Source organism: Sphingomonas sp. PP-CC-3A-396, assembly GCF_004343105.1.
Lineage (GTDB): Bacteria > Pseudomonadota > Alphaproteobacteria > Sphingomonadales > Sphingomonadaceae > Sphingomonas.
Window position 1 is genome coordinate 184,781 of the sequence record NZ_SLYF01000004.1, and the last position, 15,714, is coordinate 200,494.

General features: G+C 65.4%; 19 protein-coding genes. 11 read left to right on the forward strand and 8 right to left on the reverse strand.

Features of this window, described 5'->3' with window-relative positions; genetic code table 11:
* Window positions 1-36: 36 nt before the first annotated feature.
* The 4 genes from C8J40_RS09245 to C8J40_RS09260 all read right to left on the reverse strand — a co-directional run bounded on the left by C8J40_RS09245 (window position 37) and on the right by C8J40_RS09260 (window position 5,575).
* Window positions 37-846, reverse strand: a complete 810-nt coding sequence (locus C8J40_RS09245; RefSeq protein ID WP_132739990.1) for a transglutaminase family protein — start codon at window positions 844-846, stop codon at window positions 37-39.
* Entirely contained in the window at window positions 846-1,781 is a 936-nt protein-coding gene (locus tag C8J40_RS09250) for an alpha-E domain-containing protein (protein WP_132739993.1), read from the reverse strand. The genes C8J40_RS09245 and C8J40_RS09250 overlap by 1 nt, the downstream gene beginning before the upstream one ends.
* On the reverse strand, window positions 1,781-3,307 hold the full coding sequence (locus C8J40_RS09255; RefSeq protein WP_132896980.1) for a circularly permuted type 2 ATP-grasp protein: 1,527 nt from the start codon (window positions 3,305-3,307) through the stop codon (window positions 1,781-1,783). The genes C8J40_RS09250 and C8J40_RS09255 overlap by 1 nt, the downstream gene beginning before the upstream one ends.
* A gap of 222 nt (window positions 3,308-3,529) precedes the next feature.
* Window positions 3,530-5,575 (reverse strand): protein-disulfide reductase DsbD domain-containing protein, encoded by a 2,046-nt coding sequence (locus C8J40_RS09260; protein ID WP_207901183.1) that lies wholly within the window; start codon window positions 5,573-5,575, stop codon window positions 3,530-3,532.
* Between the two features lie 108 nt (window positions 5,576-5,683).
* Here C8J40_RS09260 and C8J40_RS09265 point away from each other — a divergent pair, with 108 nt between their 5' ends.
* On the forward strand, window positions 5,684-7,312 hold the full coding sequence (locus tag C8J40_RS09265; RefSeq protein ID WP_132896785.1) for an alkaline phosphatase family protein: 1,629 nt from the start codon (window positions 5,684-5,686) through the stop codon (window positions 7,310-7,312).
* Between the two features lie 287 nt (window positions 7,313-7,599).
* On the opposite strand, the gene C8J40_RS09270 is transcribed toward C8J40_RS09265, so the two are convergent.
* The gene (locus C8J40_RS09270) at window positions 7,600-8,520 is read right to left on the reverse strand and encodes a right-handed parallel beta-helix repeat-containing protein (protein WP_132896786.1); all 921 of its coding nucleotides are present in this window, start codon (window positions 8,518-8,520) and stop codon (window positions 7,600-7,602) included.
* Between the two features lie 238 nt (window positions 8,521-8,758).
* Here C8J40_RS09270 and C8J40_RS09275 point away from each other — a divergent pair, with 238 nt between their 5' ends.
* Window positions 8,759-9,967, forward strand: a complete 1,209-nt coding sequence (locus C8J40_RS09275; protein ID WP_132896787.1) for a cation:proton antiporter — start codon at window positions 8,759-8,761, stop codon at window positions 9,965-9,967.
* A 105-nt stretch (window positions 9,968-10,072) separates the two neighbouring features.
* Here the strand turns inward: C8J40_RS09275 and pspF are convergent, their stop codons facing one another.
* Window positions 10,073-11,110, reverse strand: a complete 1,038-nt coding sequence (gene pspF, locus C8J40_RS09280) for a phage shock protein operon transcriptional activator (RefSeq protein ID WP_132896788.1) — start codon at window positions 11,108-11,110, stop codon at window positions 10,073-10,075.
* A 172-nt stretch (window positions 11,111-11,282) separates the two neighbouring features.
* On the opposite strand from pspF, the gene C8J40_RS20245 reads away from it, so the two are divergent.
* The 9 genes from C8J40_RS20245 (at window position 11,283) to C8J40_RS09320 (ending at window position 14,613) form a co-directional block, all read left to right on the forward strand.
* A complete protein-coding gene (locus C8J40_RS20245; protein WP_165911400.1) occupies window positions 11,283-11,426 on the forward strand; it encodes a hypothetical protein in 144 nt (47 codons plus the stop codon).
* Between the two features lie 48 nt (window positions 11,427-11,474).
* The gene (gene pspA / locus C8J40_RS09285; RefSeq protein WP_132896789.1) at window positions 11,475-12,140 is read left to right on the forward strand and encodes a phage shock protein PspA; all 666 of its coding nucleotides are present in this window, start codon (window positions 11,475-11,477) and stop codon (window positions 12,138-12,140) included.
* A gap of 1 nt (window position 12,141) precedes the next feature.
* Complete coding sequence (gene pspB / locus C8J40_RS09290; RefSeq protein WP_132896790.1) at window positions 12,142-12,438, forward strand: envelope stress response membrane protein PspB; 297 nt, start codon at window positions 12,142-12,144, stop codon at window positions 12,436-12,438.
* 1 nt (window position 12,439) lies between these two features.
* Complete coding sequence (gene pspC, locus C8J40_RS09295; RefSeq protein WP_132896791.1) at window positions 12,440-12,820, forward strand: envelope stress response membrane protein PspC; 381 nt, start codon at window positions 12,440-12,442, stop codon at window positions 12,818-12,820.
* Window positions 12,821-12,847: 27 nt separating this feature from the next.
* Window positions 12,848-13,159, forward strand: a complete 312-nt coding sequence (locus C8J40_RS09300; protein WP_132896792.1) for a hypothetical protein — start codon at window positions 12,848-12,850, stop codon at window positions 13,157-13,159.
* A gap of 11 nt (window positions 13,160-13,170) precedes the next feature.
* Complete coding sequence (locus tag C8J40_RS09305; RefSeq protein ID WP_132896793.1) at window positions 13,171-13,488, forward strand: hypothetical protein; 318 nt, start codon at window positions 13,171-13,173, stop codon at window positions 13,486-13,488.
* Window positions 13,485-13,733 carry a hypothetical protein gene (locus C8J40_RS09310; RefSeq protein ID WP_132896794.1) on the forward strand — a complete coding sequence of 83 codons (249 nt, stop codon included), beginning with the start codon at window positions 13,485-13,487 and terminating at the stop codon, window positions 13,731-13,733. Before C8J40_RS09305 ends, C8J40_RS09310 begins: the two co-directional genes overlap by 4 nt.
* A gap of 9 nt (window positions 13,734-13,742) precedes the next feature.
* Complete coding sequence (locus C8J40_RS09315; RefSeq protein WP_132896795.1) at window positions 13,743-13,982, forward strand: hypothetical protein; 240 nt, start codon at window positions 13,743-13,745, stop codon at window positions 13,980-13,982.
* A 223-nt stretch (window positions 13,983-14,205) separates the two neighbouring features.
* Window positions 14,206-14,613, forward strand: a complete 408-nt coding sequence (locus C8J40_RS09320) for a SufE family protein (RefSeq protein ID WP_132896796.1) — start codon at window positions 14,206-14,208, stop codon at window positions 14,611-14,613.
* 55 nt (window positions 14,614-14,668) lie between these two features.
* On the opposite strand, the gene C8J40_RS09325 is transcribed toward C8J40_RS09320, so the two are convergent.
* Window positions 14,669-15,007, reverse strand: coding sequence for a (2Fe-2S) ferredoxin domain-containing protein (locus C8J40_RS09325; RefSeq protein ID WP_132896981.1), 339 nt, complete (start codon window positions 15,005-15,007; stop codon window positions 14,669-14,671).
* Entirely contained in the window at window positions 15,007-15,546 is a 540-nt protein-coding gene (locus C8J40_RS09330) for a J domain-containing protein (protein ID WP_132896797.1), read from the reverse strand. The genes C8J40_RS09325 and C8J40_RS09330 overlap by 1 nt, the downstream gene beginning before the upstream one ends.
* Window positions 15,547-15,714 lie beyond the last annotated feature (168 nt).

Below are 15,714 nucleotides of genomic sequence, written 5' to 3' on the forward strand. Positions count from 1 at the left end.
CCCAGTCTGGGTCCCCGCCTTCGCGGGGAAACAGTCTTAGTCTTCCCGCTGCACCACAACGTCGACGTCGAGTTCCTCACCCCCCTCGCCCAACCGCGATCCAGCGACCGGCGCCGCCCCAGCGGCATCGAGCGCCATCGCGACCCGCACGTAATGCTCCTCGGGCGACATCCCCGTGCACGGATCGAACCCGACCCAGCCGAGCCCGTCGACATACGCCTCAGCCCAGCCATGCGGGGTCGGGAAATGCACCACCTCATGGTCGTTGTGATGATAGCCCGACACGTACCGCGCAGGTGCACCCAAGGACCGCGCCGCGACCGCGAAGATCTGCGCCATGTCGCGCGGCGTAGCGCTATCCTTTCGGAATGCAGCACCCGCGGTGAGCCCGGGCTCGGGGCGTCCGGCATCGAAGACGAACTGCCCATGCAGCGCCCGGTTAAGCCGGTGCAGCGCCCCGACGCGATCGCGTGCACCGACCACCGCATCCGCCGCGAACTCGGCGATCGCAGGGTCGAAAGCCGTCGCCTCGGTCGCGCGCAGGAACAGCGCGGGCGGCAACGTCTCGTGGACACCGTGCAGCACGCCGTCGGAGTGACTCGTCAGCACCTCACCCTTAACGGTGATCTCGATCCCGTCGACCGGCCCCTCGGCGTACAGCATCGTCACCGCGTTGCCGAAGCCGTCACGCCCCGGCCGCAACCGCGCGTCACAATCGACGTCGATCCGCCACGATGCCACGGTCTGGTCGTGCGTATTCTCAGGCGTAAGCCGGAGCATCTGGACCAGCCGGCCCTGTGGCTGGGTGAAGCGGTAGATCGTATGATGATCGATCGACAGCCGCATCAATGGAACTTGAACTGGCGGCCGATCGCGCCGTGGAGCAGCGCGTTCTCGGCGATGAAGGCCTGCAGATACTGGTGCAGCCCGGAGGCGATCACTTCCCCCGACCGCGTCTTGGCCATTCGCGATGCCCGCATTCGTGCCATCCTGTCCGCCTCCCCGTGATTGCCCGTGCGTTTTGCCAGCAGGTTGAGCACGTCGACCGTCTCCTCGACCGATGCCGCCAGGCTCCGCGGCAGTTCTGCGCGGGCAATCAGCAAGTCGATGACGTCGGCCGGCCTCAGACCGTCGCTATACAACCAGCGATACGCGGTTACCGCGGAGACGGTCTGAAGGATCGTGGTCCACTGGTCGCGATCGATCGCGCCACCGATCTTCTGCCCCTCGGGCAGCAAAATATGGTATTTGACGTCCAGCAACCGCGCCGTGTTGTCGGCGCGCTCGACCGCTTGCCCGAGCCGGATAAACCACGTCGTCTGGTTGCGCAGCATCCGGTGGATCGCGCCTTCGAACCCGCGTGTCTCGGTCTTTACCGCCTCGACCAGGTTCATCTGGTCGGTCGTGCTGCGTGGGATCGTCCGGTTCTCGAACAACAGCCACGCACGATTGATTGCGGTCCACGCCTCACGGGTCAGCGCGGTGCGCACCGCCTTGGCGTTGTTGCGCGCCATGTCGACGCAGCGCACGATCGAGCCGGGATGGCTCGAATCGAGCGTCAGGAAGCGGACGACTTCGGTCTGGCTAAGATTGCCGCCGAGCGTCGCGAACGGTTCCTCGGTCTCGGTCACGGCGAGCGCGGAGGCCCAGGCCGCCTCGCCCGCAGGCTGTGACGAAAGGACGTCGAGACGCACGGTAGCCTCGACCAGCCGGGCGATGAAATCGGCGCGCTCGAAATAGCGGCCGAGCCAGTAGAGCGACGATGCGGTACGCGAGAGCATCAGGTGTCCGCTCCCGCCGACGGCAGCATCGTGCCGAGCGTCTGCGACATGCCGCCCATCGTCTGCGTCATCCCACCCGCTCCTATCCGCTGCGACTGATCCTTCATCAGGACGAAGCTATCCTTGGTCCCGCCGCCCTGACTGGAATTGACCACCAGCGAGCCCTCCTTGAGCGCGACCCGGGTAAGGCCGCCAGGCACGACCTGCACGCCCTTCGATCCGCTCAGCACGAACGGACGGAAATCGACGTGGCGTGGGGAGAGGCCGCCATCGGCCATCGTTGGGACGGTCGACAGCGCCAGCGTCGGCTGCGCGATATAGCGGTGCGGCTCGGCGATCAGCGCAGCGCGGAAATCCTCGATCTCCTGTTTCGACGCGGTCGGGCCGACCAGCATGCCGTAGCCGCCCGAGCCGTCGACCAGCTTGACGACGACGTCTTCGAGGTTGTCCAAGACGTATTGCAGCGCCTGCGGTTCGCGGCAGCGCCACGTCTCGACGTTGCGCAGCTTGCACTCGCCGCCCGAATAAAACTTCACGATATCGGGCATGTAGCTGTAGATCGCCTTGTCGTCGGCGATGCCGTTGCCCGGCGCATTCATGATCGCGACGTTGCCGGCGGCATAGGCTGCGATCAGCCCGGGGACGCCGAGCGCGGAGTCCGGGCGAAACACGAGAGGGTCGAGATAATCGTCGTCGATCCGGCGATAGATCACGTCGACCTTCACCCGCCCGGCGATCGTGCGCATCCAGACGACGTCGTCGTCGACCACCAGATCGGCCGCTTCGACAAGCTCGATCCCCATCGAATCCGCGAGGAAGCTGTGCTCGTAATAGGCGGAATTGTAATGGCCCGGCGTCAGCAGCACGCAGGTCGGGTTCGAGCCCGTGCCGTGCGGCGCGACCGACTTCATCGTCTCGAGCAGCAGATCGGGATAGCTGTCGACCGCCGCGACGCGGAACTCGCGGAAGAGTTCGGGGCACAGCCGGAGCATCGCCTCGCGGTTTTCGAGCATGTAGCTGACACCGGACGGCGTGCGCGCATTGTCCTCCAGCACGAAGAAGTCGTCGGGGCCGGTGCGGACGAGGTCGATGCCGCAAATATGTGCCCATACGCCGTGCGGCGGCCGGATGCCGGCGATCTCGGGCCGGAATTGTGCGTTGCCGAGCACCAGATCTTCGGGGAGGATGCCCTCTTTCAGGATGCGACGTTCGCCATAGATGTCGTTGAGGAATGCGTTGATCGCATCGACGCGCTGGACGAGGCCTTCCGACAAGCGGGTCCACTCGTCGTGCAGGAAAACGCGGGGGACGATATCGAACGGAATGATCCGCTCGGCCGCTTCGTTCTCGCCGTAGACCGCGAAGGTGATGCCGAGCTGCCGGAAGGTGGTCTCGGCGGCTTCCTGCCGACGACGGAGCTCGGCGTCAGGCGTCTCCTCGATCCAATGCCCGAGAGCCGCAAGTTCGGGACGAGCGGTCGTATCGCCCGGCGTCCCCATGATTTCGTCGAACGCCTGTTTCCCCATCGGAACGGTCAATTCCCCATCAAGCGTTACGGTTCCATGCTGCAACGCTTCGCTGCGCTGCACAAGTCAAGAATATGACTGACGAGGTGTGGTCGTTGATCCTCCCTCGCCAGGGGAAGGTGGCTGGCGCTTGCCAGTCGGAGGGGGAGGACACGCAACGGTGTTTGTCGCCCCCTCCCCCTCCGTCGCCACCTCCCCCTGGCGGGGAAGATTGCAATACGCTTAGGCACCCAGCCCTTCGAGCAGGCCCGGCGTCAGGACTTGCGGCAGGACAGTCGGCTCGGCCGCACCCGGCGCATAGTACAGATACAGTGGCACCCCGGCGCGGTTGTGCGCCTGAATGAAGCGGCCCATCACCGGGTCGCCATCGGTCCAGTCGCCGATCAACGCCGCCACCTTGTGCTGTGCGAATGCATCGCGGACGCCGGTCGTGTCGATCGCAGCCTTCTCGTTGACCTTGCACGTCAGGCACCAGTCGGCGGTGAAATACACGAACACCGGGCGCTTTTCGGCCCGCAGCGATGCAAGCCGGGCCTCGGTGAACGGCTCGTCCCCTGCTGTGGCGACCTTCGCCGCCGGTGGCGCGCGCGCGATCAGAACCGCGCTGCCGACGAACACCACCGCCAGCGCAACCTGTGCCGCCACGCCGAACGCCTTGCCCTTGCGCTGGCGGGTGCCACCGACCCAGAGCACCGCGCCGACCGCCAGCACCGCGACCAAGGCCAGCGTCAGCGTATCGACGCCGGTCTGGCGCCCGAGCACCCAGCCGAGCGCGATTGCGGTCAGGAACATCGGCACCGACAGGATATGGCGGAACGTCTCCATCCAGACGCCGGGCTTCGGCAACCACCGCCGCCAGGACGGGATGAACCCGATCGCGAGGAACGGGAGCGACAAGCCGATCCCGAGGCCGCCGAACACGGCGAGCGCCGCCGGCCACGGTAACACCAGCGCTGCGCCAAGCGCCGCGCCCATGAACGGCCCGGTGCACGGCGTCGCGATGAACGCCGCCAGCGCGCCCGTCGCGAACGCCCCGCTCGCGCCGCTCTCGCCGGCAAAGCGCGGCGTCGGCACCTCGAACAGTCCGGCGAGATTGAATGCGATCGCCGCACTCAACAGCAGCAACGCGACGATCGCGCCGGGATGCTGCAACTGGAACGCCCAGCCGACCGCCGAGCCGCCTGCACGGAGTGCCAGGATCGCGGCACCTAGCCCGAGGCAGACCAAAACGACGCCTGCGGTATAGGCCAGCGCCTCGCCCCGCGCGTCCTTCTCGCTGGCGCCGCCGCGCGCGAGGCTGAGCGCCTTGAGGCTGAGGATCGGGAATACGCACGGCATGATGTTGAGGATCAGGCCGCCCAACACTGCGCCCGCGAACGCGATCAGCGCGGTCAGCCAGAGGCTCTCGCCGCTCGCGCTGGTTGAGCCACTGCCGGCCGCGTCGCCGACCGCACCGGGCGTAGCCTTAACGCCGAGCCCCTGCCCTTCGCCGATCCGCAGCACGCCCTCGATCGGCCCGCCGGTCTTGGCATTGGCCGCGATCTTGGTGCTGATCGTCAGCCGGTCTCCGTCACGCGTCACGGTCTGCGCCGCGCCATTCTCGATCGCGCCGGTGGTGACGGGGAAGAAATACGCCTTGTCGGCCTTCGCGCCTGCGGGGAACGGGATGGCGATCCGCATGGTGCCGTTGTTTGCGGCATAGGTCGCGCCGGCATCGAGTGGCTTCGGGATCGCCTGTCGCCAGGCGGCGAACGCCGCCGCCTGCGATGGCGCGCCGTCACCGATCGTGAGGTCGAGCGACAGCGCCTTTTCCTCGGGCACGCAGATCGTCGCCGAGCACACCAGATAGCTCGTCTTCAACCGGATCGGGAATTTCGTCCCCGCCGCCAGCCCCGCCGGAACCTGGATCGTCACGAGCGGCGCATAGGGCGCCTCGTAGACATAGTTCATCAGGCCCGCGATCAGCAGCGTGGTCGGCACCGGCCATTCGGGCTCGCCGGCCTTCGCACCCGCCGGCAGCGTCCAGTCGAACGTCGCCGGGAAGCCCGCATCGCCGGGGTTGCGCCAATAGCCGTGCCAGCCGGTTTCGGGCGTTGTTGCCAGCGCAATCGTCAGCGGCGCGCCGGCCTTGGGGTGATCGCTTTCGGAGACCAGCTTCATCATCAGATGCTGGCTGGAGCCGTTCAGCGATTCCGCAAACGCGGGCGCACTCGCCAGCCCGCAGACGGCCAGCAAGACCGTCATCAGGACGCAACGTAATCCGCGCATGGCCATCCTTGTTTCGTTCATCGCGCAAAGCCATAGCGGTGACCTTGTCGTATTGCACTTCAAAGCGACGACCTCGCTCGATGGTCGTCGCTGGCTAAAGGACTGTTCGTGAAAGCACTTATCGCCGCGCTCCTGCTGACCTCGGCCACATCGGTCTCTGCCCAGACGGCACCGCCCCCGGCGGCGACTCCGACGACCCCGCCGAAACTGATCGTCGCGATCTCGGTCGATCAGTTCGCCGCCGACCTGTTCCAGCAATATCGCAACCATTATACCGGCGGGTTCACCCGGCTGCTGAACGGCGCGGTGTTCCCGAGCGGGTATCAGAGCCACGCGGCGACCGAGACCTGCCCCGGCCATTCGACGATCCTGACGGGCATGCGGCCCGCGCATACCGGCATCATCGCCAACAACTGGGTCGACCAGCGCGCCGGGCGGCCCGACAAGGTCGTCTACTGCTCCGAGGACGAGCGCGTCACCGGCAGCACGCACGAGGGCTACACGGTGTCCGACATGCACCTGAAGGTGCCGACGCTGGGCGAGATGATGAAGGCGCGCGATCCGCGGACGCGGTCGGTGTCGGTCGCGGGGAAGGATCGCGCGGCGGTGATGATGGGCGGCCACAAGGTCGACGAACTCTGGTGGTGGGACGGTAAGACGTATGTCTCCTATGCCGGCCGTGCCGTACCCCCGGCGGTGCAGCGCACGCGCGATGCGGTCGCCGCGCTGATCGCCAAGCCGCAGGCGGCGCTGCCGTTGCCGGGCTATTGCGCGGGCGTGAACCATCCGATCGTGATCGCGGGCAAGACCTACGGCCAGGGACGCTTCGAGCGCGAGGCAGGCGATGCGAAGGGCTTCCGGGTTTCGCCAGCTTCCGACGCCGCGGTGTTCGCGATGGCGGCAGCGCTGGTGCAGGACATGAAGCTCGGCAAGGGGCCGCAGACCGACATCATCGATATCGGCGCGTCGGCGACCGATTATATCGGGCATACCTACGGTACGCAGGGCTCGGAGATGTGCATCCAGATGGCGCAGCTCGATAAGACGCTGGGCGATTTCTTCAACGTGATGGACGAAACCGGGGTCGATTACGAAGTCGTGCTGACCGCGGATCACGGCGCGCACGACGCGACCGAACGCCAGCAACAGCGCGCGATGCCGATGGAGGCGCACATGGACGAGAACGTGCTGGCCAAACAGGTCGGCACCGCGATCGCCAAGGACATGGGGCTGCTGGGAAGCGTGCTGCTCGGGACCGAGGGCGACGTCTATATCGACGACTCGCTCCCGGAAAAGACACGCGCGAAAGTGCTGGCGGAGGCGCTGCGCCGGTATCGCGCACTGCCGCAGGTCGCGGGGGCGTATTCCGCCGCCGAGATCATGGCAACGCCGATGGCGAAGAGCCCGCCCGAGACCTGGACGCTGATCGAGCGTGCGCGCGCGTCCTTCTATCCGGAGCGCTCGGGCCAGATGGTGGTCCTGCTCAAACCGCGTGTGACCACGATCGTGTCGCCGGCGGGCGGCTATGTCGAGACGCACGGGTCGCCCTGGGATTACGACCGCCGCGTGCCGATCCTGTTCTGGCGCAAGGGGATGACCGGGTTCGAGCAGCCGCTGTCGGTCGAGACGGTGGATATCGTACCTACGCTGGCGGCGACGATCGGGCTGCCGGTGAGCGGGCTGGACGGGCGGTGCCTCGATCTCGATCCGGGGGCTGCGAGCACCTGCGCTAACTAACGTCGGCTAACACTAGCACAAAGAATTGTTCTCCCGCGAAGGCGGGAGTCCAGTCTGGGCTCCCGCCTTCGCGGGAGAACACGCTTCTGGGTTGACTAAGTGCTTCGCTTCGCAAGTTGCGGCATCAGCGGCGTGCACTGCCCCCCGCCCCTGAACCCGTCATCCCAGCGAAAGCTCGGATCTCCCCGTGGCGCGCGCGTCCTATCCCAACGGGGATACCCCAGCTTTCGCTGGGGTGACGGCAGTTGGGGGGCAACGGCGGGAATTTGCCAATCCCCCGCCCGATGTCACCGCGTCTCGAACGGCTTCAACCCAGTCCCGAGCCGGTTCGCGCCAAGCGCCAGCCGGTCATGGCTAAAATCCACGACAAACGCTGGCGTATGCGTATCCCCCGCCGTCAGTCGCGCGTCGTTGTCCTCCACCCGCAACCCGGTCGACGGGTAAGTCTTCGCCTCCGCAGCGACGACGATCAGCGCCGAGCCGTTCTCCTTCTGCTTGCCCTGCACGAAGGTATTGCGCGCGATCAGGCCGGTGGCGCCGTCGGGCAGGTCGATCATGTAGTTGGTCTTGCGCCCGCCGGTGTCGTCGAAGCTGTTGTCGGTGATCGTCACATTGGGCGCGCGCACCTTGACGTAATGCCCGCCGGTGCCGCGCTCGAACCGCGAGTTGGTGACGGTCACGCGGCCCTGGTTGGCGAGATAGATCCCGTGCGCGCAGTTCGGCGCCTCATCGCACTGGCCGAGCCCGGCAAACGTCGAGTGATCGATCGTGATCTTCTGTCCGGTCGGCTGCCCTCCGAGAATACCTTCCTGGCTGTCGAGGAACATGGCGTTGGTGACGGTCAGGTCGCCCATTTCGGTCCGGATGCCGGCACCATTGCCGTCCGACACGCGGTAGCCGCGGAAAACGAGGCCATCGACCACCGAGCCCTGCCCGCGCAGCACCAAGGCCGCCTTGTCCTCGCAGGCCACTCTCTCGAAGATCGCGGTGCCGGGCTGAACCGCCTTGAAGGTGATGTGGCCGCCCGCCTGGACCGCGCATTGCCGATACGTGCCGGGCGCGATCAGGATCGTCGCGGTTCCCATGCGGACCGACGACACTGCTTCCTGCAACGTTGCGAACCCCTGCCCGTTGACCGTGAACGGCGCGGCGCCTTGCGCAAACGCGGGAGCGGCGAGCAGCGCAAGCGCCAGCAACGATCGTTTCATCCGAAAATCCTCCTCCACCGGCATCTGCGGCGCACGGCATGCAATCGCACGGAACGCAGACGTTCGGCGAACCTATCCATGCGCCCTACCGCCCCCTGTCCCGAAATGACGCAGCTGAGAGATCGGTTCGCGCTGAGCGTATCGTCATGTCCGCATATTGCCGCGCCCGGTTTCACCGAATACTATCGCGACCGAAACGAAGCCGGCGGGGGGAACCGATCGGCGCCCGGGGATCCACATGCACGCCATGACGCCGACGGAGGTCTTCCTCCTCGCGATACTTATCATCTTCACCGTGCCGTATCTGGTGTGGCGGCTCGGGCGGACCGATTACTGGGCGCCGCTGGTGGTGGTGCAGATCTTCGGCGGCATCCTGCTCGGGCCGGGGGTGCTGGGGGCGGCGTATCCCGACTATTACGCGACGGTCTTTACGCCCGCGACCTTGGGCTCTCTGAACGGCATCGCGTGGTGGGCGGTGATGATGTTCGTGTGGGTCGCCGGCATCGAACTCGACCTCGGCGAGGCATGGAAGCGGCGCGGCGAAACCGGCGTCACCGCAGGGCTCGCGCTCGCGGTACCGCTGATCACCGGCAGCATCGCCGCGGTGCTGATGCTGCGGTATCCTGGCTGGCGCGGGCCGGACGGCGCGACGTGGCAAGTGGTGCTCGGCATCGGCATGGCCTGTGCGGTCACTGCGCTGCCGATCCTCGTCCTCTTCCTCGAAAAGCTCGAGATCCTGCGCGAGCCGATCGGCCAGCGGATCCTGCGCTATGCCAGTCTGGACGACATAGCGATCTGGGGCGTGCTCGCGCTGATCCTGCTCGATTGGGAGCGCGTCGGGCGACAGGGTGGTTTCCTGCTCGGGTTCGCCGTGGCGACGCTGCTGGTGCGCAAGCTGATGGCGCGGATCGAGGAGCGCGATCGCTGGTATGTCAGCCTGATCTGGCTGGCCGGCTGCGGGTTCGCGGCGGACTGGGCGGGGCTGCACTTCATGGTCGGCGCGTTCCTGTCGGGCGCGGTGCTCGATTCGAAATGGTTCACGACCGCGAAGATGGACCAGTTCCGCCACTTCGTGCTCCTCGCGGTGATGCCGGTGTTCTTCCTGTCGACCGGCTTGAAGACGCAGTGGGCGGTCGGTGGTTACGCGGTGTTCGCCGCGGCGGCGCTGCTGCTGGTGGCCTCGGTCGGCGGCAAGCTGATCGGTGTTCACGCTGCTGGGCGGATCCTGAAATGGCGGCCGGGCGAGGCTTCGGCGATCGGCTGGCTGCTCCAGACCAAGGCGTTGATCATGATCATCTTCGTCAACATCCTGCTCGATAAGAAGATCATCACGAACGAGACGTTCACCGCACTGCTGCTGATGGCGCTGGCGAGCACGATGCTGACCGTGCCGATGGTCGCGCCGAAGTTGAAGAAGCTGGTGGGGCTGGTCGGGAAGAGCGCGTAACGACGCCAGATCGTCATCCTGACGAAAGTCAGGACCCAGAGTTACGAACGCCGTCCTGCTTGGCTCTGGATCCTGACTTTCGTCAGGATGACGGGTGGTTGTGGCTCAAGCGCCTGCGTTGAGCAGGTCGTGGCGTTTCAGGGCGTGGCGGAGTTGGTCGTAGCTCAGGCCCAGCGCCTCCGCGGTGGCGCGCTGGTTGAAGCGGTGTTCGGACAGCGCGCGCGAGAGCAGGTCGCGTTCGAAGCGGGATACGCGGGACTTGAAGTCCGAGGGGCCTTCTTCGCACGCGACGACCGGGTCTTCGCCTTCATCCGCTTCGGCCGGGCGCGGAGCCATAACCATAGGTTTGGGCGCGGTCGAGGCCCCCGGACGGTGCGGTGACTGGAACGGGTCGATCTCGATCGCGTCGATCGGCCCGGCCTGTTCCCAGCGATACACCGCGCGCTCGACGACATTCCGCAACTCACGAACGTTCCCCGGCCAGCGATACGCGATCAGCGCGTCCATCGCCGCCGGGCCGAACCCCTCCCACCGCTCGCGGCCCAACTCGGACGCCATCCGCCGCCCGAAATGCTCCGCGAGGACGACCACGTCGCCGGTGCGCGCGCGCAACGGCGGTAACGTCACCACCTCGAACGACAGCCGATCGAGCAGATCCGCGCGGAACTCGTGCCGGTCGACCTTGTCGGGCAGATGCTCGTTGGTCGCGGCCACGATCCGGACGTCGACGCGCATCGGCCGCGACGAGCCGATCCGGGTAATCTCGCCATATTCGACCGCGCGCAGCAGCCGGTCCTGCGCCGCCATCGACAGCGTGCCGAGTTCGTCGAGGAACAAAGTCCCCCCATCGGCCTCCTCGAACCGCCCTACCCGCGCCTTGGTCGCGCCGGTGAACGCGCCGGCCTCATGCCCGAACAATTCCGCCTCGATCAGCGTCTCGGGCAACGCCGCGCAGTTCATGATCACCAGCGGCTGATCCCACCGCGGCGACAGGCGGTGGAGCCGCTCGGCGACCAGTTCCTTCCCCGTACCGCGCTCACCGATCACCAGCACCGGGCGGTCCAAAGCCGCCGCACGCGACGCGCGTTCCAGCGCTGCCATGAACGTACCGGACTCGCCGATGACCTGGGTTGTTCGTTCCATGGCGAAGATGTGGCGCGAATTCCCAACTCTTGGCAAGCTTGCGGGACCCGGTCGACGGTCGAAATCGCGCAAACCACTGCAATTCCGCCATTTTCGAAACTGGCACGACAGATGCAATGCTTCAGGCAACCCGCCGAATAGCGGAACCAACCAGTCTTAAAGGGGACCCACCATGTTCAACACCACCATCGCCCGCACCGTCGCCGCCACCCTCTGCACCATCGTCGTCAGCGCAACCTGCGTCCTCGGCGCAGTTGGCCCAGCGATCGCAACCAACACAACGCCTATCGCGGTTCACACCTCGATCGTGGCATAAGACCCCGACGGCTTAGAGCCTCGGGCCGACCCCTGGAGTAGGATTTACATGGGCATCTTTTCCCGCACCCGCGACATCGTCGCCGCCAACTTCGCCGATCTCATCGAGAAGGCCGAAGATCCGTCGAAGATGATCCGCATGATCATCCTCGAGATGGAGGAAACGCTGGTCGAGGTTCGCGCCTCCGCCGCGCGCACCATCGCCGACCAGAAGGAGATGCGCCGCCATATCTCGAAGCTGGAGCAGCTCCAGGACAATTGGACCGAGAAGGCCGAGCTGGCGCTGAGCAAGGACCGCGAGGACCTCGCCAAGGCCGCTCTCGTGGAACGCCAGAAGGCGTTCGACATGGCCGAGCAGCTGAAGGCCGAGGTCGGCGTGCTCGACGACGCACTTCGTGCATCGGAAGAAGACATTGCCAAGCTCCAGACCAAGCTCCGCGAGGCGCGCACCAAGCAGAACGCAGTGCAGACCCGGCTGGAAAGCGCGAACAACCGCACCCGTCTGCGCGAGATGTACAACGGCCCGAAGACGCACGAGGCGTTCAGCCGCTTCGACATCCTCGATCGCCGCGTCGACGAGGCCGAGGGCCGCGCGGATGCGATGGGTCTCGGGGTCGTCAAGACGCTCGAAGAGGAAATCGCCGAGCTACGCAGCGACGACAAGGTCAACGCCCAGCTTGCCGCGCTCAAAGCGCGCTTGAAGAAGGACGATTGAGATGGACACCGTACTCGTATGCGCCACCCTCTTCGTCGGGCTGCCCTGGGTGATCCTCCACTATGTCACTAAGTGGAAGACCGCGCCAAAGATCACCGACGAGGACGAGCGGCTGCTCGATGAGATGCAGATGCTCGCGCGTCGCCTCGAAGACAGGGTGATGACCGTCGAACGGATCATCGCTGCCGACAATCCCGACTGGAAGCCGGGCCTCGGCACCGCCCAGTCTGACTCACCTTACCGCCTCGATCGCGACAGCGACCGCCAGACCGACCGCCCCTTCGAACGGAGAAACTGACATGTCCGGTAGCCGCACACAGTTTTACCTCGACAAGCAGAATGCCAAGTTCAAGGGCGTCTGCTCGGGGATCGCCGATTACACGGGCGTCGACATCACACTCATCCGGGTCGCCATGGTTGTGCTGGCCGTCGCCACCAGCGGCTGGGTCATCCTCGGCTACTTCGCCACCGCATGGTTGGCGCCCAAGAAGCCGATCGGCCTGTACGAGACACCCGACGACGCGAAGTTCTGGCAAGGCGTCCGCTCGAACCCGAAGCGCTCGACCGCTGAGGTCCGCAGCAAGTTCCGCGACATCGACCGCCGCCTTGCCGACATCGAGACACACTATACCAGCCGCAACAGCAATAGCCTCGCGGCAGAGATCGACAGCCTGCGCTGAGACGCGGCGTCAACAGGGAGACAGACAATGCATTGGGGTGGACCTGGATTTGTGCTTGCGATCATCGCGATCACGACCATCGGCTGGATCGCGAACAACTGGATCCGTACCAAGCACGGCTATCCGCCGAGCGACGACTGGGGCAACACGATGAGCTGGGGCGGCGGGCACAAGCAGGACCCGGCGGGTGATCGCAAGGTCGAACTGCTTAGCAGCGAGAATGAACGCCTGACCGGCCAGGTCTCGCGCCTCGAAGAGCGGATCGCGGTTCTTGAACGCATCGCCACCGATCCCGCCGAGCGCACCGCTCGCGAGATCGACGCTCTCCGCGATCGCTGAGGACAGGGATCATGAACAACTTCACGATCTTCCTGCTCGTCTTCATCGTGATCGGCCTTCCGGTCATCCTCGGGATCGGCAGCAGCGTCTTCAAGGACTGGATCAAGCACAAGGAGCGCATGGCAACCGCGCTCAATGCGCAGACCGCCGAGAAGTCCGCGCAATATGCCGCCCATACCGAACGCCTGGAACAGCGGGTCCGGGTGCTCGAACGGATCGTCACCGATCGCAAAATCGAGTTGTCGGACGCCATCGAGCAATTGCGCGACGACCACCCGCTTGGCCGAACCCCGCTCAATGAAGCCAATACACAGGAGATAAGATCATGAATGGTGGACAGGTGATGGTCGTGATGATCGTCCTGATCGTGATGATTACCGGCATCTTCAAATCGCGCCACAAGAGCGCGCGCCGCGGCGAAGGCGTCTCGCTGATGAACGACCCCGAGGCGGCGCGGCTGCGCGACGAAGTGCAGCAGATGAAGGAACGCATCCAGGTGCTGGAGCGCGTGATCACCGACAACCACAAGAGCGTCGATCTCGACCGAGAGATCGAGCGGCTCCGCGACCGCTAGGAGGCGGACATGATCGACCCGAACCTTTACATCACCTTGGCGCTGGCGAGCCTTGCGGGGCTGGCGATGGTGGTCGCCGGCGGATTGGCCGGATGGCGCGGATGGCTCTCGCTGCGGCGACTGGAACTGGATCACGCGCAGGACGGCCGGATGCCGGTCGCGGTGTCGACCGGATCGCGGATCGAAATTGCTGATCTGAAGGAGCGTATCAAGAAGCTCGAAGCGATCGCCGCCGGGGTGGATCTTTAGGACGCCCCGCCCTAACGTCCTCTGTCAGGCATCTCCTCCCCTACCGTCACCCCAGCGAAAGCTGGGGTCTCATCATAACGGGGAGACCCCAGCTTTCGCTGGGGTGACGGAAAGAGGCTTGGGGTAGATATTTCAGTTCGGCACAATGCAATTGGCTCAGGTTCGAGCATATGGCTAGCCGGACTGTTGCGAGCAAGCCGTCTCGGGAGTAACCGCCGCTTCCATGGCCACTCTCACCGACATCCGCGAGGAATATGACTTCCTCGAACCCGACGATCGCTACCGCCTGCTGATCGATCTCGGCAAAGAACTCGAACCGATGCCGGATGCGCTCAAGACCGATGCGACGCTAGTACGCGGGTGTTCGGCGTCGGTATGGGTGTATCCGACCACGATCGACGATGGCCGGCTGCATTTCCTGGCAGATTCGAATGCGGCGATCACCAAGGGGATTATCGCGCTGGTGTTGCTGACCGTGCAGGATCAGGCGCCGACCGAGATCGTCGCGACCGATATCAAGGCGGAACTGGCGCCTTTCGATCTGAGCAAACAGCTGAGTTCGAACCGTACGCAGGGAATCCCGAACATGATCGCGCTGATCCGCGAGACGGCGGAGCGGTACGCCGAATAACGTGCCCTCACCCTTCCCACCCGGCAAGCGCCGCGCGGGCCCCTTCCCTCTCCCCTCAGGGGAGGGGGAGAGACGCCGAAGGCGGCGAGGGTGAGGGCACGCTGGCGGTCAGTGACGCGACGACCTCGCTCACGTCAGCCCCAGCCGGCACCAGCATCCACCGATCCGGCCGAACTCCATTAACCATCACGACCGCGTTCTTCGGGCAAACCCCGAGGCACTTGACCTCGACCACGCCGCGGTCCGCCTTGCGGCCCTTCTTCACCCCAAGCGCCTGACGCAGCAGTTTGACCAGAGGCGTACGCCCCTTCTCACCAAAACCGCCGTCCAACTTCTTCGAACACTTTCCACAGACCAGCACGCTGCCCTGCCAGCGGCTGGCAAGAACGCGGATCACGCCGGTTTCCACGTCCGCTGATCTTCGGCCGCCTTCAGCACCTCATACGCCGCCTGCACGCCCTGGAACCGCTTCGCAGCATCTTTGTCATTCGGTCGCACGTCGGGATGGTTCGCCTTCGCCATGCGCCGCCATGCCGCGCGCACGTCCTCGAACGTCGCGTCCGGCTCCAGGTCCAGCACCTCCAGCGCGTGCATCTCGTCGCGTGAGCGGCTGCCATCACCCGACCCTGCCCAGGCGTAATGCTTCGGGTCAGTATAGCCGTCGGCCGTCCGCGTCTCCGCAGCCTCCCGTTCCGCGGCCTCCTCCGCACTCAACCCTTCGAAGTAATTCCACCCGCGATTATATTCGCCTGCGTGGTTCATGCAGAAATACCAGCGGTCGGGGCTGTTCGGCGATTTCGGCGCAGGACAATTGCCCGGCTCGTTGCAGCCGTGCCGGTCGCACAGCCGCACGGTCACCGCCTCGCTGCTCGCGCCATACTCGCGCCAGCGTGGAAAACCCCAGTCGGAAGATCGTGTCGTGCTTCTCGCCATAGCGGCCCGAGATAGGCGTCCGCGCGGACAACGCAACCGTGCGCGGCAAAGCCAACCCAAACGCGTGCGACCGAACAATCTTCCGCGTCGCAACATTCCAACTTGAGTCAGCCACCGTTCATCGCTTACTGAACATGAACTATTTGTCATGTGGCATGGATAGACGCG

What these genes read in the sequence shown, in the direction of transcription:
- C8J40_RS09245 (WP_132739990.1), bottom strand. Translation starts at nt 846, where the DNA reads ATGCGGCTGTCGATCGATCATCATACGATCTACCGCTTCACCCAGCCA.
- C8J40_RS09250 (WP_132739993.1), bottom strand. Translation starts at nt 1,781, where the DNA reads ATGCTCTCGCGTACCGCATCGTCGCTCTACTGGCTCGGCCGCTATTTC.
- C8J40_RS09255 (WP_132896980.1), bottom strand. Translation starts at nt 3,307, where the DNA reads ATGGGGAAACAGGCGTTCGACGAAATCATGGGGACGCCGGGCGATACG.
- C8J40_RS09260 (WP_207901183.1), bottom strand. Translation starts at nt 5,575, where the DNA reads ATGCGCGGATTACGTTGCGTCCTGATGACGGTCTTGCTGGCCGTCTGC.
- C8J40_RS09270 (WP_132896786.1), bottom strand. Translation starts at nt 8,520, where the DNA reads ATGAAACGATCGTTGCTGGCGCTTGCGCTGCTCGCCGCTCCCGCGTTT.
- C8J40_RS09275 (WP_132896787.1), top strand. Translation starts at nt 8,759, where the DNA reads ATGCACGCCATGACGCCGACGGAGGTCTTCCTCCTCGCGATACTTATC.
- pspF (WP_132896788.1), bottom strand. Translation starts at nt 11,110, where the DNA reads ATGGAACGAACAACCCAGGTCATCGGCGAGTCCGGTACGTTCATGGCA.
- C8J40_RS20245 (WP_165911400.1), top strand. Translation starts at nt 11,283, where the DNA reads ATGTTCAACACCACCATCGCCCGCACCGTCGCCGCCACCCTCTGCACC.
- pspA (WP_132896789.1), top strand. Translation starts at nt 11,475, where the DNA reads ATGGGCATCTTTTCCCGCACCCGCGACATCGTCGCCGCCAACTTCGCC.
- pspB (WP_132896790.1), top strand. Translation starts at nt 12,142, where the DNA reads ATGGACACCGTACTCGTATGCGCCACCCTCTTCGTCGGGCTGCCCTGG.
- pspC (WP_132896791.1), top strand. Translation starts at nt 12,440, where the DNA reads ATGTCCGGTAGCCGCACACAGTTTTACCTCGACAAGCAGAATGCCAAG.
- C8J40_RS09300 (WP_132896792.1), top strand. Translation starts at nt 12,848, where the DNA reads ATGCATTGGGGTGGACCTGGATTTGTGCTTGCGATCATCGCGATCACG.
- C8J40_RS09305 (WP_132896793.1), top strand. Translation starts at nt 13,171, where the DNA reads ATGAACAACTTCACGATCTTCCTGCTCGTCTTCATCGTGATCGGCCTT.
- C8J40_RS09310 (WP_132896794.1), top strand. Translation starts at nt 13,485, where the DNA reads ATGAATGGTGGACAGGTGATGGTCGTGATGATCGTCCTGATCGTGATG.
- C8J40_RS09315 (WP_132896795.1), top strand. Translation starts at nt 13,743, where the DNA reads ATGATCGACCCGAACCTTTACATCACCTTGGCGCTGGCGAGCCTTGCG.
- C8J40_RS09320 (WP_132896796.1), top strand. Translation starts at nt 14,206, where the DNA reads ATGGCCACTCTCACCGACATCCGCGAGGAATATGACTTCCTCGAACCC.
- C8J40_RS09330 (WP_132896797.1), bottom strand. Translation starts at nt 15,546, where the DNA reads ATGGCGAGAAGCACGACACGATCTTCCGACTGGGGTTTTCCACGCTGG.